Genomic DNA, 22,667 nt, shown 5'->3' with positions numbered 1-22,667 from the left:
CTTCATGACCTCGTCTCAACCCGTGCGGACCGATGCGCTGTCGCGTCTGGACAATATGCCGTGGACCTGGTTCCACACGCTGCTGGTCGCCGCGCTCGGCGTCGGCTGGGCGCTCGACTCGTTCGAGACCAACATCATCGGCAGCGTGTTCGGCGTGCTGAAGAGCCAGTGGCACCTGAGCTCGGCGCAAGGCTCGCTGGCCGTGACGATCTGGGTGTTCGGCATGCTGGTGGGCGCGATCGCGTTCGGCTACCTGGCCGACCGATTCGGCCGCAAGCGCCTGTTCCTCGCCACCCTGCTCTGGTACGCCTGCTTCAGCGTGCTGACGATCTTCTCCTGGAACTACGAGTCCTTCCTGTTCTTCCGCGCCATGACGGCGCTGGCGGTGGGCGGCGAGTATTCGGCGGTGACCGCGACGATGGGCGAGTTCATCCCGCGCCGCCATCGCGGCAAGACCGATTCGCTGATCCTGTCGGGCTTCCCGGTGGGCGCGCTGCTGTCGGCCGCGATCTCCTACTTCGTGCTGAACAACCTGCCGGCCGACGTGGCCTGGCGCGTCGGCTTCGGGCTCGGTACCACCATGGCGCTGCTGTTCTTCTGGATCCGCCGCGTGATTCCCGAATCGCCGCGCTGGCTGCTGCAGCAGGGCCGCCTCGCCGAGGCCGAGGCGATCGTCGCCGCGATCGCCGGCAGCGCCGAGCGCCCCGGCGTGAGCGAGGCCGACCGCGAACTGGCCCGCAAGCGCTATGAGCCGGCGCTGTTCACGCCCTCGCAGCCGGCTTTCTGGCGCAACGTGCGCGAGCTGTTCGGCGCCTACCGGCTGCGCTGCGGCCTGGCCAGCGCGCTGAACTTCTCGCAGGCCGCCGTGGTGTATGGCGTGCTCTCGCTGATGGCGCTGGTGATCCTGCCGTACATGAAGGTGCCGGCCGGCGACATGCCGCTCTACTACGTCTACGGCAACGCGGCCGCGCTGGTCGGCGGGCTGACCGCCTCGGTGCTGGTGGAGGCCTGGGGGCGGCGCACTTCGCTGCTGGTCAGCTACAGCTTCACGGTGGCGGCGATCGTGCTGATCTACATGATGCACACGCTGCCGGGCATGGTGGCCGGCTACTGCCTGATCCAGTTCGGCGTGACCTGGGCCTACATCTCGGGCTACGTGGTGTCCTCGGAAGTGCTGCCGACGCGAATCCGCGCCACCGGCCTCGGTGTCTCGGTGGCGGTGGGCCGGGTCGGCGCGATGGTGGCGCCGCTGATGCTGACCAACGTCTACGCGGCGACCGGCACGCCCTCGGCCGCGCTGATCGGGCTGCTGCTGCTGGCCTTGCCCGGCCCGTTGGCCGCGCTGCTCTGGTTCGTGAACGGCCGCGAAACGCGCAACGTCTCGCTCGAGGAAGGCAGCGCCGACAACGGCACGGCCCACCAGGCCGGCTGGACCCCGCGCGCGGCGACCGCGCAATGAGCATGCCGCAATGAAAAGGGCGGGGCGGCCGCTTCCGGCTCGCCCCGCCCGAGGCGGTTCGCGTCACGGCGCGACACGGTGAGCGTGTCGCGCCGTTTTCGTTTTTGCGCGACGCGCTCTATCGCGCCGCGTGCCTCCACCTCATGCGCTCAGGCTTTCGCGCAGGCGATGAAGGCGTTCTCGAGATCGGCGATCAGGTCGTCGCCGTGTTCGAGGCCGATCGAGATGCGGATCAGGCCTTCGCTGACGCCGGCCTTCTCGCGCGCCGCGGCCGACACGCCCGAATGGGTGGTCGAGGCGGGATGGCAGACCAGCGATTCCGAGCCGCCCAGGCTGACCGCCGACTTGAACAGGCGCAGCGCGTTGATGAAGCGGAAGGCCTGCGCGCGGCCGCCGTTCAGCACGAAGGCGAAGGTCGAGCCGGCGCCCGTGCAATGGCGCTTGTAGACCGCCTGGTAGGCATCGTCGAGGATGGTTTCCGGGTGGAACACCTCGACCTTCTGGTGCGGATTGTCCACCAGCCAGCGCGCCACGCGGCTGGCCGTCTGGGTGGCCTGGGTCATGCGCAGCACCACGGTTTCCATCGAGCGCAGCAGCATCCACGAGGAATGCGGATCGAGCTGCGAGCCGAACGCGCCGCGAATCGAGCGCACCTTGGTGATCATCGCCTTGCTGCCCGTCACGCCGCCGGCCACCAGGTCGCTGTGGCCGCCCACGTACTTGGTCAGCGAATAGACCGAGAGATCGACGCGATGCGCGGCCGGCTTCTGGAAGATCGGGCCGAGCAGGGTGTTGTCGCAGACCGAGATCGGGCGATAGCCGTGACGCTGCTCGAAGGCGTCGATCTCGGCCACCATGCCGTCGAGGTCGATGATCGAGTTGGTCGGGTTGGCCGGCGTCTCGATGTAGACCAGGCGCACCGGGCCTTTCTTGGCGGCGGTCTCGAGCGCGTCGCGGATCGACTGCGGGGACAGGCCGTTCTCGATCGCCTCGGTGCCGATGCCCCATTCGGGGAAGATCTTCGAGATCAGCGTTTCCGTGCCGCCATAGAGCGGCACCGATTGCACGATCTGGTCGCCCGGGCGCAGGAAGGCGAGGAACACGGTGGAGATCGCCGACATGCCGCTGGAGGTGACGGCCGCGGCTTCCGAGCCGTCGAGCAGGGCCAGGCGATCCTCGACGATCTCGAGGTTCGGGTGGTTGAAGCGGCTGTAGACGAGGCCGGCCGCCTCGCCTTCGGGCAGCGGCTTGCGGCCCGAGACGATGTCGAAGAATTCGGCGCCGTCCTCGGCGGACTTGAAGGCGAAGGTGGAGGTCAGGAACACCGGCGGCTTGACGGCACCCTCGGAGAGGAAGGGATCGTAGCCATACGACATCATCTGGGTCTCGGGATGCAGGGGGCGTCCGTTGAGATCCTTCTTGTGATAGTTCGAATAGGTCATGGTGAGAGCCCTCGTCTTTTGAATGAGAGAACGCCGTCGCCCGAACGCGTGCGTCACCGCGCAAACCGCGTCGGGCGACGGCGGAGTTGCGCTCAGTGTAGAGTTGCCCGGCCAGAATATTCGTTCCTTTTCGTTCCCGCAAATCCTATAATTTGGAACGATCTTTCCCGAAAGGCCAATCGATGAATAAAGGCAGTCGCAGCGTCGAGATTGATGCGACCGACATGAAAATACTTCAGATTGTTCAGGAGAACGGGCGACTCAGTAATGCCGAGATCGCGGAGCAGGTTTCGCTGTCGCCCTCGCCTTGCTGGAAGCGCCTGAAGCGGCTCGAGTCGAGCGGCATGATCCGCGGCTACCAGGCCATGCTGGACCGCCGCATGCTCGGCTTCGGCGTGGTGGCCTTCGTCAATATCTCGCTCGACAACCACACGCAGAAGGTCTGCCGCGCCTTCGAGGCCGGCGTGATGGCGATGCCCGAGGTGATCGCCTGCCACAACACCACCGGCGCGCACGACTACCTGCTGCAGATCCTCGCCGAGGATTTCGATACCTATTCCGAATTCGTGCTCGACCGCCTGCGCACGCTGCCCGGTGTGAAGGAAATGCTCAGCACCGTGTCGATGCGCGAGCTGAAATCCTCGGTGAAGCTGCCCTTGCGTTGACGATGGCGCCGAAGCGCATTGGTTCTCGTCGCGGCGCGCGCGGCTTCAATCGTGTTGCGCTGCGATCGAAGGCAGCTTGTCGTCGAGACGCACGATCCAGCCGCGCGGCGAGCGCTTCAATTCGATCCCGCTGAGCGGCGCGATATCGATACGCAGCATCGCTTCGGGCGAGATGCCGAGCGCATGCGCGAGCGCGGCGCGCAGCACGGCCGCGTGCGTGACGGCGACGAAACTGCCGCTCGCCGGCAGCGCATCGAGCCAGGCGCTGACGCGCCGCAGCACCTCGAGATGCGATTCGCCGCCGGGCGGCGCGGCGGCCGGATCGGTGATCCAGGCTTCGAGCTGTTCCGGCGCGTCGTTCGCTATCGCCATCAATTTTCTGCCGCGCCAGCGGCCCGCATCGAGGTCGGAGAGGGCGGGTTCGGGCTCGGCATCCAGGCCGAGCGCCTCGGCGGTCTGCCGCGCGCGCAGCGCCGGCGAACTGAGCGCGCGGGCTTCGCGCGGCCAGCGCCAATGCGCGGCGGCGCGTGCCGCTTCGGCCAGGCCGCGTGCGTCGAGCGGCGCGTCGTCGGGGAAGCTGCCGGCGCGCAGTTCGGCATTCGCGGCGTGAGAGATCAGTCGGACGGTGAGCGTCATCGTTTCATTGTGTTCGGCGAGGCGCTCCGGCATGGCGGCGCGCGATTTCCGTTCACCGCCCATCTTGCGTAGAATCCAGCCGTTGCGATGTGCGGAAGCCGGTGCGAAGCCGGCGCGGTCGCGCCACTGTAACCGGGGAGCCGGCCTTCCCGGAAGCCAGACCTGCACATGGAGCATCCTTTCATTCCGTTGACAGTCATTGTCGAGCGGGGCGCGTCATCCCCTGGAGAGTCGAATATGTCCGAAGCCACCCTCAAGCCGGTTGCCGTGCCGGCGCCCATCCCCGTCCGCGAGCTGATGCCGTGGATCGTGTTCGGCGGCCTGCTGATGCTGCTGGCGCTGTACTTCGTCGGCGCCGAGCAAGGCGCGACCTCGATCGTGCCGGGCATGTACGTGCATGAGTTCGTGCACGACGCGCGCCACCTGCTCGGCTTCCCCTGCCACTGACGGGGGCTCCATGGTCGGAAAACTGTTGGTACGCGGGATGCTGGCCGGCATCGCCGCGGGGATTCTCGTGTTCGGCTTCGCCCGTTTCGCCGGCGAGCCGCAGGTCGATCAGGCCATCGCCTTCGAGGAAAAGATCGATGCGGCCAAGGGCGAGGCGCCCGAGCCGGAACTCGTCAGCCGCCCGACGCAGGCCGGACTTGGCCTGGGCACCGGCGTGATCGTCTATGGCGCCGCGCTCGGCGGGCTGTTCGCGCTGAGCTTCGCCTTCGTGCACGGCCGCATCGGCAGCCGCCAGCCGCGCACGCTGTCGGCCTGCCTCGCGGCGGCCGCCTTCGTCTCGCTGGTGATCGTGCCGAACCTCAAGTACCCGGCGAACCCGCCCTCGGTGGGCGACCCGGACACCATCGGCTATCGCACCGGGCTGTTCTTCCTGATGATCGCGATCTCGATCGCGGTCGGCGTGTTCTCGCTGAACTTCCGGCGCTCGCTGGCCGCGCGCATGGGGCAGTGGAATGCCTCGATCGTGGCGGGGCTGCTCTATATCGCGATCCTCGTCGCCGTGCAGTTCGCGCTGCCCACCATCAACGAGGTGCCGGCCGCGTTCCCGGCCGTGGTGCTGTGGAAGTTCCGCGTCGCCGCGATCGGCATGCAGGCGATTCTGTGGGCCACCATCGGCCTGCTGTTCGGCGCGCTGGTCGAGCGCAGCGGGCTGGTTGCCGCGCCGCGTCGCGGCAACGCGCCGATCGCGCTGTAGGCGCCGCGCGCGATACCCCCCTCGCCGCCCCGGCGCGGCACCGGCGATGCAACGGCCACCTCGGTGGCCGTTCGCCTTTATACTGACCCCGCCCTGTTTTATCCGCGAGGTTCCCCTCCCGTGAAGATCCGCGTTGCCTTCGTCGCCGAGCTGGCCGTCAATTTCGTGCTGCCGTGGGTGGTGTACCGGCTCGCCCTGCCGAGCTGGGGAGAATCGGGCGCGCTGTATGCCTCGGCCGTGCCGCCGCTGCTGTGGGGTGTCGTCGAGTTCGCCAGGACGCGGCGCGTGGATGCGCTCTCCGCCATCGCGCTGCTCGGTATCGCGCTGTCGATCGCCTTGATGGCCGGCGGCGGCAGCCCGCGCCTGCTGCTGGTGCGCGAGTCCTTCGTGTCGGGCACGATCGGCGTGGTGTTCCTGGTGTCGCTGGTTTTCAAGCGGCCGATCACCTATTACCTGACGCGCGCCACCGTGGCGCGCGAAGGCGAGGGCGGCGTGGAACGCTTCGAGCGTTTGTGGGAGGACAGTGCCTCGGTGCGTTCGGCCCTGCGTCTCATCACGCTGATGTGGGGGCTCGGGCTGGTGATCGAGTGCAGCGTGCGTAGCTGGTGTGCCTGGAACTGGCCGATCGAGCGCACCTTGGTGGTTACGCCGATCCTCAGCTATGTGACCTTCGGCGGCTTGATGGTCTGGACCTTCTGGCTGCGCAAGCGGCTGCGCGGCCGGGTGCAGGTGGGCGAGGCTACGCTCTGAGCGTTGGGTCGTTCAGCCCAAGGCGCGCTTAGCTCGCGGCGACGTGCCGGTAGTAGAAGGTGGTGCCGCACGGCGCGCCATCCGGCATCAGCGCGAAGCCGGGCACGTCGCCCACGCGCTGCCAGCCCGCGCGGCGATAGAGCCGCTCCGCGGCGCCTCCCGTGACGGTATCGAGTACCAGCACGGTCTTTCCTTCCTCTGATGCGATCGCCTCGACGGCCTGCATCAACGCCTCGCCCACGCCTTGCCGGCGCGCGCGCCGATGCACCAGCATCTTCGCGATATCGGCGCGATGCGGCTGGTTTTCCGGTTGCGCGGTGATCATCTGCACCGTGCCGATCGTGATGCCGGCTGCGTCCTCGGCCACCAGCAGCACGCGCCGGCCGAGCGCGACCTCGTCGGCGACGCCTTGCCAGAAGCGCAGCGCGGTGTCGCGCGCAATCGGCAGCATGAAGCTGACCGAGGCGCCGCCTTCGACGCAGTCGATCAACACCTCGGCGAGTTCGGGAATCTTCGCGCGGGCCTCGTCGGCGTCGAGGCGGCGGATGCGGGGGGCTTGGATGGGCATGGTTCGGGAGGTCATGATGGCTCGGATCAGCGCGTGCTCAGTGCCACCAGGTAGCGGGCGGGCCGGCGCGTGGGGTTGTGGAATTGCATCGGGCTGTCGAGCCGCATCGCCACGCAGTCGCCGGCTTCGAGCCGCCAGGCGGTGGTGCCGGCGGTGATCTCCATCACGCCTTCGAGCAGCCAGATCTGCTGGTGGATGTCGGCGTCGCGCGCGCTGGTGTCGAAGTGGACGCGTGCGCCGGGTGGGAAATGCACCTCGACGAGCTGGATCGGCGAGCGCAGCGCCGGCGAGAGTTGGCGGCGTTGGTAGCCCGAGGCGGGGTCGGTCCATAGCGGTTGATCGGCGGCGCGGGCGATCGGCGAGGGGGCTTCGCTCTCGCCGCTTTCGCCGAATAGCGAGGAGAGGGGCACGGCCAGCGCGGTGGCGAGCTTGTCGAGCACGACGGCGGTCGGGCTGCTCTGGCCGCGTTCGATCAGGGAAATGTTCGAGCGGCTCACGCCGCTGTGCTCGGCCAGTGTTTCGAGCGACCAGCCGCGGGCATCGCGCAGGACGCGCAGGCGTTCGGCGATTCGGTCATGGACGGTCATCGTGCCGATTCCAGTTTGTTGGAAATGTTGTCCAGTAAATTAGAATAACGGGAATCGTCTGTCAATGCCCAGGTATCGAGAACCGTGCGGCAGGGCGCCAGGACATCTAAGACTGGCGCCCGGTTTTTGCGACCATGAAACGCCGGCGCTTTTCGATCGAACAGATTGTGACGGTACTGAAACAGGCGGAACCGGGGATGCCGCTGGCGGATCTGATTCGCCGGGTCGGTATTCCGGTGCAGACGTTTTATGGCTGGAAGAAGCCCTGCGCAGGCATGCAGTCGGATCGGATGCGCGAGCACGAGCGGTTGCAGGACGAGAAGGCTCGGCTGCAGAAGCGGGTGGCGCAGCCGAGCCTGGGCGTGGCGATCCTGCAGGATGCGGCTTCGAAAATGTGATCAGGGGGTTGGCCCAGCTGCGCCTGATGCGCGAGCAGATAGCGCTAGCAACGCCCGCGCACCTCCCGTCTCATATGCCGCGCCCGTGCGCTGTGGCGACTCAAGCGGAAAAATCAATCACCATGCGTCCCTGGATGTCGCCCTGATGCATCTTGGAGAAAATGCTATTTATATCCTCGAGCTTCGCGGTGCTGACCGTCGCCGCAACTTTCCCTTCTCCGGCAAAATTGAGCGCCTCCTGAAGGTCGAGGCGCGTTCCGACAATCGATCCGCGAACGGTCACACCGTTCAGCACGGTATCGAAAATTGATAACGGGAAATCGCCGGGTGGCAGACCATTCAACGATACGGTGCCACCCCGGCCCACCATCCCCATCGCCTGGGCAAACGCTGACCGGGAGACGGCAGTGACGAGCACGCCGCGTGCGCCTCCCACGGCTGAGCGCACAAACCGTACGGGGTCCTCATGCTTGGCATTGACGGCCAGCGCGGCACCGAGTCGCTTCGCCAGGTCGAGTTTCTCGTCGTCGATGTCGACGGCAATGACGTTGAGGCCCATTGCCTTGGCGTATTGAACCGCCAGATGTCCCAAGCCACCGATCCCCGAGATCACCACCCAATCGTCCGGCTTCGTGTCGGTGACCTTCAATCCTTTGTATACGGTCACACCGGCACATAGGATCGGAGCGACATCGACAAACGAGATGTTGTCGGGAAGATGCCCGACGAAGTTCGGATCGGCGACCACGTATTCAGCAAAACTCCCGTTGACCGAATATCCGGTGTTCTGTTGGGACTCGCACAACGTTTCCCAACCGCCGAGACAGTGTCTGCAGTGACCGCAGGTGGTATAGAGCCACGGCACGCCGACGCGGTCGCCCTCCAGGACATGCTTGACGCCCGCGCCAAGGCCGACGACATGGCCGACGCCTTCGTGCCCGGGAATGAACGGCGGCTTCGGCTTGACTGGCCAATCGCCTTCGGCGGCATGCAAATCAGTATGGCACACGCCGGTGGCCGCGATCTTCACCAGGATCTGGCCAGGCCCGGGCGTTGGTACGGGAACTTCCTCGATCGCGAGCGGCTTGCCGAACTCGCGGACCACTGCCGCCTTCATCGTCTTTGACATGAAACGCTCCTTGGCATGAGAGGGAGGTCATGCATCATCGAATCAATTGCACGACCGCATTGGGCTCCACGGCGGCTGTGCTGGACCGCCGCCGCGGGGCCAGACGGTTAAAAACGGGCATCGATATCGACGATATCGATGAGTTTGTGGTTGACGAACTCCTTGAGCCCGAGATCGAGCAGCTCCCGGCCATAGCCAGAGCGGCGAATTCCGCCGAAAGGCAGATCGGCCTCCACCTTGGTGGGGTGATTGACGAACACCATGCCCGTCGAGATCTGCCGCGCCACCCGCGCGCCGCGCTCGACATCCCGCGTAAAGATCGATCCGCCGAGGCCAAACGGCGAATCATTGGCGATCTGTATGGCATGCGCTTCATCCCTGGCCCGGAACAGCATCGATACCGGTCCGAAAAACTCCCAGTAGCGGGCCGGGTTGTCCTCGAGAATCTCGGTCAGGATGGTCGGCTGGACGAAAGCGCCCTGCGTCGGCACAGTCGCGCCCACCGTTTCCGCCTTTGCGCCATGCGCCACCGCCTCCTGTATCTTCATCGTGATATCGTCGACCGCCGCGCGCGAAGAGAGCGGTGCCAATGTCGTTTCGGGATGGAATGGGTCGCCGCACCTGAGTTCGGCCACGCCTTGTCGGTACCGGTCGAGAAAGGCGTCGTACACGGCGTCGAGCACAATCATCCGCTTCGACGACACGCAGACCTGCCCTCCGTTCCAATGCCGGCCGAACACGGCCCATTTGACCGTTTTTTCCAGATCGGCGTCGTCGAGCACGACGAACGCATCGGCACCGCCGAGTTCCATCGTCGACTTCTTGAGCGCCTTGCCCGCGACTGCGGCGACGGTCGCACCGGCTTCCTCGGAGCCCGTCAAGGCCACGCCATGCACGCGCGCGTCGCGGATGATCAACTCGACTTGACTGCGAGTCGCGTAGAGGTTGATGAAGGCGCCTTCCGGAAGGCCTGCCTCACGCATCAAACGCTCGAAGGCAGCCGCACACTGGGGAACGTTCGAGGCATGTTTGAGCAGCATGGTGTTCCCTGCGGAAAGCTGCGGCGCGATAATGCGGGCAATCTGGTAGTAAGGGAAATTCCACGGTTCGATCGCAAGCAGTACGCCGAGCGGCTCATAGACGATCTCCGCCTGCCCTTCCGCGGGGTCCGCCACGGAAAGCCTTCGCGGCTCAAGCAACGTGGCGGCATGCTCGGCGTAGTAGTCGAAAATGCGGGCCGACAAGTCGACTTCCGCTTTCGCCTCGGCATACAGCTTTCCCATTTCAAGGGTTAGCAGGCGAGCGTAGGCGTCGCGGTCTCGACGCAGCAGATCCGCTGCTTTCCGCAGGATCGCGGCGCGCACCGGGAACGGCGTATCGCGCCAGCCCAAAAATGCTTCATGCGCGCTGCCGATCGCGCGGACGACATCGGCATCGGTCGCGGAGGGAAACGTCTTCACTACTTCCCCGGTGTACGGGTTGATCGTCGCGTAAGCCATCTTGCTATCCTTACAAAAAATACCCATGTTCAGACAACGACTTCCTTGAGCGCCTGGACCATTTGCGTGAGCACGGCCAGCGCGTCGCCATAAACCATGCTGCAATTGCTTTGATAAAAGAGCAGGTTCTCGACGCCCGCATAACCTCTGCCTTGACCACGCTTGATGACGAACACTTGGTGCGCCTGATTGACGTTGAGAATCGGCATGCCATACACGGGTGAAGACTTTTCCGTTAAGGCGGCCGGGTTCACGACATCGTTTGCACCGATGACGAGCGCGACGTCGGTGGAGGCGAATGCATCGTTGATCTCCTCCATGTCGAAGATGATGTCGTACGGCACGCCAGCCTCTGCCAGCAGGACGTTCATATGGCCCGGCATGCGCCCGGCGACCGGGTGCATCGCGAACTTCACGTCGACATCGGCCGCCTGGAGCAGTTTGACGAACTCGTAGAGCTTCTGTTGCGCCTGGGCGACCGCAAGGCCATAACCGGGAACAATGATGACGCTCGAGGCATAACGCATGTTGATGGCCGCGTCGGTGGCATCGGTCGCCTTGATGTTTCCATGCATCGCGCCGGGCTCGCCTGCCGGAGCATCACCAAAGTTACTGAACAGCACGTTCGACAGAGAACGATTCATCGCTTTGGCCATTAGCACCGTCAACAGCGTGCCGGCAGATCCGACGACCATACCTGCGATCATCAATGCAGGACTTGCTAGTGTGTAGCCCTCGAGTCCCACCGCAAGCCCTGTGAAGGCGTTGTAGAGGGAGATAACTACCGGCATGTCGGCCCCGCCGATCGGAAAGGTCATAAGCATGCCGAATAAAATAGCGGATGCGAAAAACGCGATAGCCAGCACATGACCGGAAGCACTTGCGTGCGGCACAACCACCAGCGCGGCACCGAGCGCCAAGCTGGCGACAAAGACAGCCGCGTTGACGATGCGCTGTCCGGCGAATCGCCACGGCTTCTCGATCTTGCCATCGAGCTTGGCCCAGGCGACCGCCGACCCGGTCAGCGAAATCGAACCGATCAGAGCACCGATGAGCATGACACCGGACACCAGCATGTCCGGGATACCGCCCTGCACCAGCTCGGCAGCGGCTATCGCGGCGGCGGCCCCGCCTCCCATACCGTTATAGAGCGCGATCATCTGTGGCATGCCGGTCATCTGTACCTTTCGACCGGTCCACGTCGCCCAGCCGCCACCGACAACCAACGCGAGCAGTGCCAGCATCAAATTTTCGAAAACCCTGCCGGATGCCTCCGCCGGAAGTTCCGCGATCACCAGGAATGCGGCGGCGATCGCGAAGACCATCCCTATGCCGGCGACCTTGATCCCGGACAGCGCTGTCACCGGCGATGACATTCGTTTGAGCCCGAAGATAAACAATGTGGCCGCCACAATCCCACTCAACTGCTCGATATCGATGAACATGAATCAGCCCTTTTTCTTGTCCGTCGCGCGGAACATGGCCAGCATGCGGTCTGTCACCACGTAACCGCCGGCGGTATTCGCGGCGCCGAGCACGACCGCGATAAAACCGACGATCTGTCCCGTCACGCTGGTGGCCATCAATAACGTGTGCAACGCTCCCACCACCACGATTCCGTGGATGAAATTCGATCCCGACATCAGCGGTGTGTGAAGAATCGACGGCACCCGGCTGATTACCTCGTAACCCGTGAAGGCGGCGAGCATGAAAATGTAAAGCGCGGTCATCAGTGTCATGATCAGTCCCAGATCATTCGGCAACGTAAAGGCGAGCCTGACGACATTGCGCCAGAGAGCGCCAACGGCTAGCGAACCGTACCCTCGTGCGTCACGGCAGTTCCCGCGAGGATCTCATCGCTGAAATCGATATGCAGCTCGCCGTCCTTGACGAGCAACCCGACGAAATTCAAAAGATTCTTGGCGTAGAGCTCGCTGGCATGCTGACTCAGCATGGAAGGCACGTTGCAGGGCCCGATTATCGTGACCGGCCCGATTTCCACCGTTTTACCCGCCTCGGTACCTTCGCAGTTCCCGCCGCTTTCAGCACCGAGATCGACGATGACGGCGCCGGGTTTCATCCTCCTGATCTGCGCGGCCGAGACGAGCCTCGGTGCACGGCGTCCTGGCACCGACGCGGTTGTGATGATCATGTCGGCTTCGGAGATATGCTTGTCCAGTACCTCGGCGACGCGGTGCTTTTCGTCTTCGGATAGTTCCCGCGCATACCCGCCCTCGCCACGGGCGTCGATCCCGGTGTCGACAAATTTGGAACCAAGAGAGAGCGCCTGCTCCCGCGTTTCTGGACGTACGTCATAACCCTCCGTCATTGCTCCGAGCCGGTGAGCGGTGGCGAGCGCTTGGAGGCCGGCTACGCCCAGTCCCAGCACCAGCACTTTTGCTGCGCGCAATGAGCCGACCGCTGTTGTCAACATCGGCAGGATGCGTGGCAGATGGACCGCGCCGAGAAGTGGCGCGTAATAGCCTGCGAGAGCCGCTTGGCTGGACAGCGCATCCATCGCCTGCGCCCGGCTAATCCGCGGTATCCGCTCCATGGCGAAGCTCGTGATACGCCGAGCGCGCAGTGCCTCGATTAGGTCCGTATTATCCGGGGCCTGCAAAAATGAAATCAGAATCGCGCCCGGTTTAAGTGCATTGATGATCTCCACCGGGGGTGCCTGTACCGCGAGCAAGATATCTGCATCGGCCGCAATGCGAAAGCGATCTGAATAAAAATCGACTTGTTCGTAATCTTTATCTAGGAACTTCGCTTTCATGCTGGCGCCGGACTCCATATATATCCGCACGCCAAGTCGCTGCAGGCGAGAAGTGACGGCCGGCACAAGCGCTACACGACTTTCGCCGGCCTGAGTTTCTTTCAAGATTGATACGATCATGGTCATAATGCCACCAGAATTTTCATTAATTTATACCAAACGATAATTTCATTCCGCATTCAAAAAAACGTACGTGGTCAATGAGATTTGATGGGAGTCAAAAGATTCTTAGATGAATTCTTCACACGAAATCGAGGGTTTGCAGGAGCGCGGGTGGTGCGAGTCGCTTTGAGAATTCAGGGTTGATCCGCCGGGCCGGTATTTCGGAGCAGACCTTTTATCGCTGGAAGAGGCAGTACGCGGGCATGCAGTCGGATCAGGTGCGCGAGCTTGAGCAGTTGCAAGACGAGAATGCTCGACTGAAGAAGCTGGTTGCGGAGTTGAGCCTGGACAAGGCGGTCCTGCAGGACGTGGCTTCAAGAAAATGGCCCGGCCCGCGCTGAGGCATGACGGGGTGGCCTATGTAGTGAGCCACTACGGATTGACGATGAGGCGGGCCTGTCGGCTCATGAAGCAACCACGCAGTGTCCAGTACTACCGTAGCGTCAAGGATCTCCGTCCCGAACTTCGTTCGCGTATGCGCGAGATTGCGTACCCCCGGGTGCGATATGGCTATCGGCGCGTCCATGTGCTGTTGCGCCGCGAAGCCTGGCAGTTGGGCAGGAACCAGGCTTGCCGCTGTATTGCGAGGAACAACTGCCGTTGCGTTCGAGATTGCCGAAGCACCGCAAGATGGTCCTGCCCCGGGTGGCGAAGGTCGTGCCGGCCAAACCGAACGATGCCTGGAGCATGGATTTCGTGGCTGACCAACTGGCTGATGGTTCAAAATTCCATACCTTGACCGTGGTGGATGTATTCACCAAGGAGGCCCTGGCCATCGAGGTCGGACAGCGTCTAAAGGGCGAGCACGCGGTATCGGCACTCAATCGCATCGCGGCTCGACGCGGCGCCCCACGGCATGTGTTCGTGGACAACGGCAGTGAATTTTCCGGGCGGCTGCTCGACATGTGGGCGTATCACCATCAAGCCAAAATCGACTTCAGCCGACCGGGCAAACCGACGGACAATTGCCAACTCGTAAGTCTTGATCGCTTGTAAATCGCGGGAACTAACAACTCCCCCGCAGCACGGACCATCAGTCAACACCGCGGCATTGCCGAGACAACGCTTCGCCCATCCGATGGCGTCTCCCGGTGCTTCACGGCAAGGGTGCCGACACGAAAGCTGGTAGAGGCGGCGAGCCGGATCGTGATGAGCGCGCCTCGACACTAATGACGCGAGTTCGTTCCATATGTGAGAGATGTTGCACATTCCCGCCCACTTCAATGTACCAGGTGAATCAACTCCATTTCGACTTGACGTGAAACCCTCGCATCGAGAGGCGATTTACCAGCATCGATGAAAATTAGGAAAGCTCGTGCAAACCCGCGCAGTGCCCTGCCGTGAAATCGAGGCGTGCCGCTTGACCCTTGGCCTCGACAGGCTTCGCTGCTTCCGATCGGCGGTAGCGGCAGCGGTGTTCAGAACTTATGCCAATCCGACTGCGATGCGTGTGCTGGCGAACCAGCCGTCGTTAATGCAAGCCCCCTTACCTCGGCCGCGTACAACGGGAACATTGCCTCGCGCCATCCGCGCGCGTGGCGTGAGCGTGCTCGCTTCGGGACTTTTGTCGGGCATGCTGGCACGGATTGAGGAGATGCGAAACACCGAGATCATGTCCTTTAACCTCAAAGACTGAGAGGACATCGACTGTGCGGCTGCGGCCGCTTCTTCCACGAGCGCAGCGTTCTGCTGCGTCACCCCATCCATTTGCGTGACTGCCTGATTGATTTGCTCGATACCCTTGCGTCGTTCTTGCGAGGCGGCAGAGATCTCCTCCATGAGGTCGGTAGGCCTCGCAGCGTCGCGCGTCGAACGGTATTAGCCATCGACCGGACATCGCTGAGCGCCTGGACCGTTGGCAAGATGGCACCAGGGATTTCATCGGTTTTCTGATGCACCTTACCGATCTGCCATATCGCCATCGCTCCGATCGCACCGACGAGCCCCACCGAAATGGCGAAACCCATTGCGAGCCGGTCACCACCAATCTTCAGATTCACGAGAGGCGGCATTGCATTCTCCTCATAAAAGAGGGAGACATCCAAAAGACAAATGAAATTACGACGCCCACGCGGCTTGCTGAAGTCCGATAAGTGTTTGTCCTGATTCAAGTCGGGAACTACGACGCGCGGAATTTTTAGCGGGTTGCCTGGTTTATGGAATTCATAGGAGGCTCCGCAATTAATACTCTCACCAGATGCTGGCCGGCAACGCTTCATCGGGCAGTTGTTTCTGGACATAGGTCTTTCCCGACTTCACGCGCATGCGGACGATCGAATTCGGCAGCAATCGCACCAAACCATGCCGACGCGACAACACGTTGAAAAGACGTCTCGCGCAACGCCGAGGGACGTTTCATCGCCCGAGCAGCATCGCGCTACGCCAGTGCGCTTGACCTCGATGGACAGCTTCGCCAATGAGGTCATCGCGAGCGGCGCGGCCCGCCCGACGGCGGCAGCACCAGCACGTTCTGGCTGGTGCCGCCGTCAGTCGGTTTTCGTGAGCCGATGGATAAGTACGAATGCGAGTTAGTATTATCGGCCTGCCATTGATTTGATTTTAATCAAATCGAATTTGTCGCGAAATTTCGCAATTCGAGATGCATACGTAGCATGGGTGATTGAAAATTTTTGTGTCGAGAAGGACCCCGAAAGGAAAACCCCAGTAGAGTGGAGCCAACTTGTTGCTTAACCTGCATGTGACGCAAGAACGCTAAAAATGGTTGGGGTGGCGTGTATGCCTGCGCCGCTCGATACCGCAAAAAACGGCTAGTACGCGAAAAAGTCAGGAGAAAATCAATGTTCGGGGATCGGGGTAAGCTTGCCTGCGACGGGGAAGCCGGCAGTTCCTGCTCGTCCAATGGCGATGAGCGTGCGCGGGAGTCCAAGCGGCTGATGGCGCTGGAAGCGCTGCAAATACTTAATACATTGCCAGAAGAGGCTTACGACCGGATCGTGCGGCGCGTCAGCCAGTTCTTTTCAGTGCCCATCTGCGTGATCTCGTTCATGGATCACGACGCGCAATGGTTCAAGGCGAAAATCGGTGTGGAGATTCAATCGACGCCACGCGAATCGTCGTTCTCTCAGGCTGCGTTGGAAGCGGACGGGGTGTTCGTCGTGGAGGATACCCACGACTGCGCGCGTTTCGCGAACCACCCGGCGGTGTGCGGCGAGCCAGGTATACGCTTCTACGCGGGCATAGCGCTCGCCGTGGAACATGATCAAAAGATCGGCATCCTGTGTGTCGTGGACACGCAGCCACGTGTGTTCGACGGTGCGGCGCGCGCCGCCTTGGAGGATTTCGCGGCCATTGCCGTGGACGAGTTGCATCTGCGGCTGCGCACGCGCCGCCTCGAGGCCGAACTGCTTGCACGTCGGGAGGCCGAGGCGGCAGCACTACTGGCGCAAAAGGAGCGCGCCGATTTCCTCGCGATGGTCACGCACGAGTTGCGCACGCCGCTCAACGCGATCGTGGGCATCGCGTCGATGATGTGCCAGTGCGACGCGGAGCTGCCGGACCTTCCCGGTGCAACCGCGCTGCTGGAATCGGCCGAGCACCTGACGCGTCAGCTCAACGAAGTGCTTGACCTCGCGCGGATCGAGGCCAACGGCTTCACGTTTCGCCGCGAGCCTTTCGACCTGCGCCGGGAACTGCGTTGCGCGCTCGACGTCTTCAGGCCGCAGGCCGCGGCCAAGGGGGTGGCCCTGGCCTTGCACGTCGACGCTGCGACTCCCGCACTGGTGCTCGGCGATCGCACGCGCGTCGCGCAGGTGCTGCTGAACCTGTTGTCGAACGCGTTGAAGTTCACCGCTCGCGGCGGGATCACGGTGACGGCGATTGTGCGCCCTGGCTACGAGAAGGATGGCGAGATCGCGATTGACGTCATCGATACCGGCATCGGAATGGAAGCACATGCCGCACTCGAGTTGGGTTCTCAGTTCGTACAGGCTGGACCGGAGATCCGCACCGGCTACGGTGGTACTGGCCTCGGCCTCGCCGTCTGCAGGCGGCTGGTCCAGGGGATGGGCGGGAGCCTTGATGTCGAAAGCACGCTCGACGTAGGCACGCGTATTGGCTTCACGGTGCCGTGCGGTTTGCCGCCCTGCCACGAACTTGACGATGCGCGAGCGCTCGAACCTGCGGCGGCACTCCGCCGCGGCGACCATCTCGTGCTGGTGGCGGACGACGACGCGGTCAGCAGGAAAATCGTCGTCGCAATGCTGGCCCGCCTCGGCTACCGAGTGGAGGCGTGCGCGAGTGGTCGTGCAGCGCTGGTCGCACTGCGCGAACGGCCGTTCGACGTTGCGATCTTGGATATGCAGATGCCAGATCTCGACGGCATCTCGCTGGCCCGGGAGCTTCATATGCAGTCAGAGTTCGGTGCCACGGTGCCGTTGATTGCGCTGACGGGGCAATCGAGGCCCGACGATGCGCGCATCGAGCGTCTGTTCAACGCCTACCTTGTCAAACCCGCCAGCGCTTCGGCACTCGACAATGTGATCGCGACGATATTGGCGCGACGCGATTGCGTCGTGCCACGCACGCGGCCGGAGTCGCTCGCATGACGACGTCCATGAGCCCGGCCTGGCAGGCCGCCGCCGCGCGGCCTTACCGGCGCTGTATCGGCTGGATCGGCACCACGGCGCTTGCCATGGGCGGCAGCAATCAGAGCCTGTTCCTGATCGCGGCGCTGTTTGCCGGCCAGGGCGACATCCCGGGGCAGGGCAGCGCAGCCGTGCCGCTCCTCGCGCTCGGGCTGCTGCTGGGCTATGCGGCACTGCCGGGGTGGATCGAACTGGTGATGATGTCGCCGCATCGCGTCGGCGGCATCGCGGCGGCCTGTACCGAGGCGTTCAAGCCGTATGGGCGGATCCTGTCGCCGCTAGTCGCCACCTGCTACTGGTGGGGCTGGGTGCCCACCTGTGGGCTCACGGCGATCCTGTCCGCCACGGCGATCCATGAGTGGTATCTGCCCGGTGTACCGATCGGCGTGCTGGCGTGCGGCCTGCTCGCGGTGTTCACGGCGCTGAACCTACGCGGTATCGAGACGGTGACGCGCCTGGCGATCCCGATCGCCACCTGCTCGGCCGCGCTCGCGCTGGTCTCTGGGCTCGCGCCCGTGCTGAGCGGCGCGACAGACTGGCAGCGCGCCGTCGATTTCAAGCTGACGACGCCGTTTGCCGGCTGGTTCGGCGGCCTCACGTCGCTGATGGCGGGCCTGTATCTGGTGGGCTTCGCGGCACCGGCTTTCGAGGCGGCCGCCTGCCATGCAGGCGAGACGAAGCAGCCCGAGCGCAACGTGCCGCGCGCCATGAAGGCGAGCGCGGCGCTGGCGTCGATCTATTTCGTCGCGCTGCCGATCGTGTGGCTCGGCACGTTGGGTGCGCGCCCGCTAGGCGGGGATCTCGGGCAGGTTCTGGGGCCGACCTTCGCGCCGTTATTCGGCGCGTTGGCGAAACCGGCCGCGCTGTGGTTCATGATGTTCAACATGTTTCATGGCACGATTCAGCCGCTGGCCGGCGCGGCGCGCACCCTGTCGCAAATCGCGGACGACGGCTTCGCGCCGCGCTGGCTGTCGGTGCGCAATCGGCGCGACGTTCCCGTCTATGCCACGCTCGCGACGGCCGGCGTCGCGATTGTATTCCTGCTGATCGGCGATCCGATCTGGCTCGTCGCGGCGGCGAACTTCACCTATCTGATCGGCATTGCCGCGCCGAGCATCGCGGTCTGGCTGCTGAGGCGCAACGCGCCCGATGCCCCGCGGCCCTACCGGGCGCCGCGTCATATGATCGGCCTCGGCGTGGCGGCTGCCGTTGTCTGGCTCATGGCGACGGTGCTGGGATTCGAGCAGTTCGGCTTGCCCACCGTGGTGTTCGGCCTCGCGATGGCGTATTCCGGTGCTGTGGTGTACGCATGGCGCTGCTGGGAGGACCGACGCCGCGCCGGGCTGCCTGGCCTTGCATCCACGCTGCATCTGCAACTGACGGGGGCGATGCTGGCAGTGTTGGCGCTGGACGGGGCCGGTTACATCCTCGCCGTTTCGCGCCTGCCGTCCGACCAGATCGCACTTCGCACGGCGCTCGAGGATATTTTCGTGGTGGTCGCGCTGCTGACAATCACGGTGGGAATCGTGCTGCCTGGGATGATCGCGCATGCCGCGGAGGAGATAGGCGCGGCGGCACGGCAATTGGCGACCGGCACATTGCGGGATTTTTCGAGGGCGATGGGGGCATTGGGCCGCGGCGATCTCGATGCGGCTCACGCGAAGATCGATATTCGCCGGGTGCAGGTTAATGCCCGCAACGAGCTTGGCGAGATGGCCGTGAGCTTCGACGCCTTGCAGAAAGAGGTGGCGTCCGCGGCGCTCGGCCTCGACGATGCACGTGAAGGGCTGCGCAGTGCACGCGAGCGTCTGACGGTTGCGAATCGATCGTTGCAACAACGTGTTGCCGAACAGCTGCAACTTACCGGCGAACTGATCGCGACCAAGAACAGCGCTGAAATCGCCAATGCCGCCAAGAATCAGTTCATGGCCCGCATGAGCCATGAGTTGAGGACCCCGTTGAACGGCGTACTGGGGCCGGCCGACCTGCTGCTTGAACGCGCGCACGATGCCGGGGAGCGCGCGCTGCTGAAGGTGATACGGGAGTCAGGCGTCGCGCTCAGGAGCGTGATCGAGCAGATCCTCGATATCGCGCAGATCGAGGCCGGCGTGCTGACAATCAATCGCCGTCCCGTTGCGCCGCTGGCGCTGATCCGTCGGACGAGCGATCCGTTCCGAGGCGATGCGCACGGCAAGGGGCTCGCGTTTACCGTCCTGTGCGAGGGCGATGATCAACTGGTGTGGTCGGACCCGGAGCGGCTCGCGCAAATCGTTGCCAGCTTGTTGTCGAACGCGGTGAAGTTCACTGCGTGCGGTGCGGTCGAACTGCGCGCGACGCTCCGGCCGCCGGTGGGGGCGACGGTTGACCTGCACCTGAGCGTGCGTGATTCGGGGCGGGGCATCGCGGCCGGCGAGCACGAGGGGGTGTTCGCCTCGTTCGCGCAAGCCGATGAATCGCGAACGCGCGACAGCGACGGGGCAGGCGTGGGCCTGTTCCTCGTGCGTGAGCTAGTCCGGCGCCTGGACGGCGTGCTATCGCTCGACAGCGCGCCGGGCCGGGGGTCGCATTTCACTGTCACGCTGCCGCTCGCCATGTACGATGGGTTCGACGCGGGGCACGACGTGACCGGCTTCCCGTCAGGGGCCACGGCCCGCGGCGAGGCCGACCTTGCAGAAACGGCAGCGTCACCGGACGAGGTAGGGCCGGCGTGGTCGGAGCCGGTGACACCGCCCATGATCTTGCTGGCGGAGGACAATCCCACCAATCGCGCAGTAGCGCTCGCGATGCTGAGTCGGCTCGGGCTGCACGCGCAGGTCGCGAGCGATGGCGAGCAGGCGGTTCAGCTCTACGAACGCGGGTATTTCGATCTGGTGCTGATGGACTGCCACATGCCCGGCATGGACGGCCTGGCTGCTGCTGCTGCCATTCGCACGATGGAGCGCGCACGCGGCATGCCGCACGTTCCGATCGTCGCGATCACGGCCGACCTGACCTCGGCCAACTTGGTCCAGTGCCGCTCGGTCGGCATCGACGACGTGATCGCGAAGCCGATCACGTTTGCCGAATTCGCTGTCTCGATCCGGGAACACCTGCCGCTACCGACGCGGGATACCCAACCGCCTGTGAGTCCGCTGTGCGACGGCACGCCGTCCGCGCCGGCATCGCGCGACCCGGCGGCACCGATTGACTGTCTGGCCCAGGCAGTGATCGACGAGCCGAGCATCGCGGCCCTGTTCGAGCTGACCGACGACGACACGCCCGATCTCGCTCACGACATCATCGCCACCTATCTTGCCAATGCCGGCTCGCAGGTGGCTGCGCTCGTGGACGTGCTCCAGCGCGGCGAGTTACATGAAGCCGCCAAGATCGCGCATACGCTCAAATCCAGCAGCGCGTACGTTGGTGCGCTGGGCTTTGCCGCACTCATGACCGACATCGAACGACGGGCCGAGTCCGGTACGGTGGACGCCCGACAGCTTGCGCGGCAGATCGTCGGGGTGTATGTGCTGGTGCGAGGCAAGTTGACCGCATTGTTGGTCGAGGGCAACGTCGATGGCTGAGCGATTCGCGTCCGTCGCAGGCGTCACTCTGGTCGTCGATGATGACGTCGTTCAGCGCATGACGCTCCAGGCGATGCTTCGCAAGCTCGGCCGCCCCTGCCTGACGGCGGCCAGCTTGCGCGAGGCGCGCGCGCAGCTCGCCGACGCGCGCGTCACCTGCGTGCTGCTTGACTTGAGGCTCGACGGCGAGGCAGGCCTCGACCTGTTGAGCAGCTTCGGCGGCCCCTCCAGCGCCTGCTCGCTCATCCTCATGAGCGGATGCGATGCACGCACGCGCGCGGCTACGGTCAAGCTGGCCCAAGCCTGCGGGGTCCGGGTGGCTGGCTCGCTCGGCAAGCCGGTCCGGGAGGACGAACTGGTGGCAATGCTCCGGGCGTCGCCCACCGACGCGTGGTCGTCGTCGCCGAAAGCGGCGCCGTGCATTACTGCCGGCGATATCCGCCTAGCCCTCGCCGTGCACCACATCAAGCCCCAGTTCCAGCCGAAAATCTCGCTCACGACTGGCCTGCCGGTGGGCGTCGAGGCGCTGGCGCGTTGGCAATGCCCGCTGCTCGGCACGGTGGCCCCCGACGTCTTCGTGCCCGCCGCGGAAGCGGCGGGTGAAACGCTCGCGCTGACCGAACTGATGCTGGCCGAGTCGTTGGCCGCCTGCGCGCGCTGGCGCACGTGCCACCCACACCTGACGGTGGCTGTGAACGTGCCGCCACCCGTCATCGGCCAAGCGCTCGCGGCCACTGTCACGCGCCTGCTCAGGCAGCACGGCTTGCCGCCTTCGTCCCTGGTGCTGGAAATCACGGAAAACCGCCTGGTTAGCGATTCCCTTGAAACCGCAGGGCTGCTTACGCGTTTTCGCATCGAAGGCGTTCAGCTCTCGATCGACGATTTCGGTACGGGCTACTCGTCGTTGGTGTCGCTGCTACGGATTCCTTTCAACGAAATCAAGCTCGATCGACTGTTTGTCTCGAACGCGCTGAGCGATCCTGACGCCGACCGAATCCTACGGGCAGTGATTGCGATGAGCGAAGAAATGGGCCTGCGCTGCGTGGCCGAGGGCGTCGATTCGGTCGAGATTCGCGATCGCCTGTCGCGCTACGGCTGCGGCGTGGGGCAGGGCTGGCTGTGGTCAAAGGCGATGAGCGAAGACGAATTGCTTGTATGGCTCGATATGTTTTGTTCGCGCACGGCGCTGCCGGCACAGTCCGTGCCGTGCGGGCAAAAGAGCTGACCTGAG

At 64.1% G+C, this 22,667-nt stretch carries 18 protein-coding genes, 3 pseudogenes and 1 riboswitch; of the genes and pseudogenes, 10 read left to right on the top strand and 11 right to left on the bottom strand.

Annotation, left to right across the window (positions count from 1 at the left end; all coding sequences use genetic code 11):
* Nucleotides 1–4: 4 nt before the first annotated feature.
* Nucleotides 5–1,459 carry an MFS transporter gene (locus FB600_RS14630; RefSeq protein ID WP_096751970.1) on the top strand — a complete coding sequence of 485 codons (1,455 nt, stop codon included), beginning with the start codon at nucleotides 5–7 and terminating at the stop codon, nucleotides 1,457–1,459.
* 149 nt (nucleotides 1,460–1,608) lie between these two features.
* On the opposite strand, the gene FB600_RS14625 is transcribed toward FB600_RS14630, so the two are convergent.
* The gene (locus FB600_RS14625; RefSeq protein ID WP_013691464.1) at nucleotides 1,609–2,901 is read right to left on the bottom strand and encodes a cystathionine gamma-synthase family protein; all 1,293 of its coding nucleotides are present in this window, start codon (nucleotides 2,899–2,901) and stop codon (nucleotides 1,609–1,611) included.
* A 182-nt stretch (nucleotides 2,902–3,083) separates the two neighbouring features.
* Here FB600_RS14625 and FB600_RS14620 point away from each other — a divergent pair, with 182 nt between their 5' ends.
* Nucleotides 3,084–3,566 (top strand): Lrp/AsnC family transcriptional regulator, encoded by a 483-nt coding sequence (locus FB600_RS14620; RefSeq protein WP_013691463.1) that lies wholly within the window; start codon nucleotides 3,084–3,086, stop codon nucleotides 3,564–3,566.
* Nucleotides 3,567–3,611: 45 nt separating this feature from the next.
* Here FB600_RS14620 and FB600_RS14615 read toward each other — a convergent pair whose 3' ends face one another.
* Nucleotides 3,612–4,202, bottom strand: a complete 591-nt coding sequence (locus FB600_RS14615) for a histidine phosphatase family protein (RefSeq protein WP_096752925.1) — start codon at nucleotides 4,200–4,202, stop codon at nucleotides 3,612–3,614.
* A 93-nt stretch (nucleotides 4,203–4,295) separates the two neighbouring features.
* A riboswitch (cobalamin riboswitch) is annotated at nucleotides 4,296–4,364 on the top strand.
* A 75-nt stretch (nucleotides 4,365–4,439) separates the two neighbouring features.
* On the opposite strand from FB600_RS14615, the gene FB600_RS14610 reads away from it, so the two are divergent.
* The 3 genes from FB600_RS14610 to FB600_RS14600 all read left to right on the top strand — a co-directional run bounded on the left by FB600_RS14610 (nucleotide 4,440) and on the right by FB600_RS14600 (nucleotide 6,153).
* On the top strand, nucleotides 4,440–4,649 hold the full coding sequence (locus FB600_RS14610) for a CbtB domain-containing protein (protein WP_017918960.1): 210 nt from the start codon (nucleotides 4,440–4,442) through the stop codon (nucleotides 4,647–4,649).
* Nucleotides 4,650–4,659: 10 nt separating this feature from the next.
* Nucleotides 4,660–5,403, top strand: a complete 744-nt coding sequence (locus tag FB600_RS14605; protein ID WP_145757056.1) for a CbtA family protein — start codon at nucleotides 4,660–4,662, stop codon at nucleotides 5,401–5,403.
* Nucleotides 5,404–5,523: 120 nt separating this feature from the next.
* Complete coding sequence (locus FB600_RS14600) at nucleotides 5,524–6,153, top strand: VC0807 family protein (RefSeq protein WP_145757057.1); 630 nt, start codon at nucleotides 5,524–5,526, stop codon at nucleotides 6,151–6,153.
* A gap of 28 nt (nucleotides 6,154–6,181) precedes the next feature.
* Here the strand turns inward: FB600_RS14600 and FB600_RS14595 are convergent, their stop codons facing one another.
* A complete protein-coding gene (locus FB600_RS14595) occupies nucleotides 6,182–6,736 on the bottom strand; it encodes a GNAT family N-acetyltransferase (RefSeq protein ID WP_096751967.1) in 555 nt (184 codons plus the stop codon).
* Nucleotides 6,737–6,747: 11 nt separating this feature from the next.
* Entirely contained in the window at nucleotides 6,748–7,308 is a 561-nt protein-coding gene (locus FB600_RS14590) for a helix-turn-helix domain-containing protein (protein WP_096751966.1), read from the bottom strand.
* A 134-nt stretch (nucleotides 7,309–7,442) separates the two neighbouring features.
* On the opposite strand from FB600_RS14590, the pseudogene FB600_RS14585 reads away from it, so the two are divergent.
* Nucleotides 7,443–7,700: pseudogene (locus tag FB600_RS14585) on the top strand (transposase); the annotation flags it as partial.
* Nucleotides 7,701–7,806: 106 nt separating this feature from the next.
* Here FB600_RS14585 and adhP read toward each other — a convergent pair.
* The 5 genes from adhP to FB600_RS14560 form a co-directional block, all read right to left on the bottom strand.
* A complete protein-coding gene (gene adhP, locus FB600_RS14580) occupies nucleotides 7,807–8,835 on the bottom strand; it encodes an alcohol dehydrogenase AdhP (RefSeq protein WP_145757058.1) in 1,029 nt (342 codons plus the stop codon).
* A gap of 107 nt (nucleotides 8,836–8,942) precedes the next feature.
* Nucleotides 8,943–10,334 (bottom strand): NAD-dependent succinate-semialdehyde dehydrogenase, encoded by a 1,392-nt coding sequence (locus FB600_RS14575; protein WP_098153122.1) that lies wholly within the window; start codon nucleotides 10,332–10,334, stop codon nucleotides 8,943–8,945.
* Between the two features lie 29 nt (nucleotides 10,335–10,363).
* Nucleotides 10,364–11,779: an NAD(P)(+) transhydrogenase (Re/Si-specific) subunit beta gene (locus FB600_RS14570; RefSeq protein ID WP_046575043.1), complete on the bottom strand. Its 1,416-nt coding sequence runs from the start codon at nucleotides 11,777–11,779 to the stop codon at nucleotides 10,364–10,366.
* Nucleotides 11,780–11,782: 3 nt separating this feature from the next.
* Nucleotides 11,783–12,073, bottom strand: a complete 291-nt coding sequence (locus FB600_RS14565; protein WP_096751963.1) for an NAD(P) transhydrogenase subunit alpha — start codon at nucleotides 12,071–12,073, stop codon at nucleotides 11,783–11,785.
* A 68-nt stretch (nucleotides 12,074–12,141) separates the two neighbouring features.
* Entirely contained in the window at nucleotides 12,142–13,236 is a 1,095-nt protein-coding gene (locus FB600_RS14560) for an NAD(P) transhydrogenase subunit alpha (protein WP_098151326.1), read from the bottom strand.
* Nucleotides 13,237–13,412: 176 nt separating this feature from the next.
* Between FB600_RS14560 and FB600_RS37730 the strand changes: the two are divergent.
* Nucleotides 13,413–14,238: pseudogene (locus FB600_RS37730) on the top strand (IS3 family transposase); the annotation flags it as partial.
* Between the two features lie 452 nt (nucleotides 14,239–14,690).
* Here FB600_RS37730 and FB600_RS37725 read toward each other — a convergent pair.
* Nucleotides 14,691–15,066 (bottom strand): annotated as a pseudogene (locus FB600_RS37725) (methyl-accepting chemotaxis protein); the annotation flags it as partial.
* The gene (locus FB600_RS14540; RefSeq protein ID WP_145757059.1) at nucleotides 14,967–15,512 is read right to left on the bottom strand and encodes a hypothetical protein; all 546 of its coding nucleotides are present in this window, start codon (nucleotides 15,510–15,512) and stop codon (nucleotides 14,967–14,969) included. The pseudogene FB600_RS37725 and the gene FB600_RS14540, both read right to left, overlap by 100 nt.
* A gap of 558 nt (nucleotides 15,513–16,070) precedes the next feature.
* Here FB600_RS14540 and FB600_RS14535 point away from each other — a divergent pair.
* Genes FB600_RS14535 through FB600_RS14525 form a run of 3 tightly spaced genes read left to right on the top strand, consistent with a single transcriptional unit; the run spans nucleotide 16,071 to nucleotide 22,661 of the window.
* The gene (locus tag FB600_RS14535) at nucleotides 16,071–17,837 is read left to right on the top strand and encodes an ATP-binding protein (RefSeq protein WP_223996747.1); all 1,767 of its coding nucleotides are present in this window, start codon (nucleotides 16,071–16,073) and stop codon (nucleotides 17,835–17,837) included.
* Nucleotides 17,834–21,436, top strand: coding sequence for an ATP-binding protein (locus tag FB600_RS14530; protein WP_145757060.1), 3,603 nt, complete (start codon nucleotides 17,834–17,836; stop codon nucleotides 21,434–21,436). The genes FB600_RS14535 and FB600_RS14530 overlap by 4 nt, the downstream gene beginning before the upstream one ends.
* Entirely contained in the window at nucleotides 21,429–22,661 is a 1,233-nt protein-coding gene (locus FB600_RS14525; RefSeq protein WP_145757061.1) for an EAL domain-containing protein, read from the top strand. The genes FB600_RS14530 and FB600_RS14525 overlap by 8 nt, the downstream gene beginning before the upstream one ends.
* Nucleotides 22,662–22,667: the final 6 nt, after the last annotated feature.

Source organism: Burkholderia sp. SJZ089, from assembly GCF_007828315.1.
Classification (GTDB): Bacteria; Pseudomonadota; Gammaproteobacteria; order Burkholderiales; family Burkholderiaceae; genus Burkholderia; species Burkholderia gladioli.
Note: the sequence above shows the minus strand (reverse complement) of the source record. Positions and strands in the feature narration are given on the sequence as shown.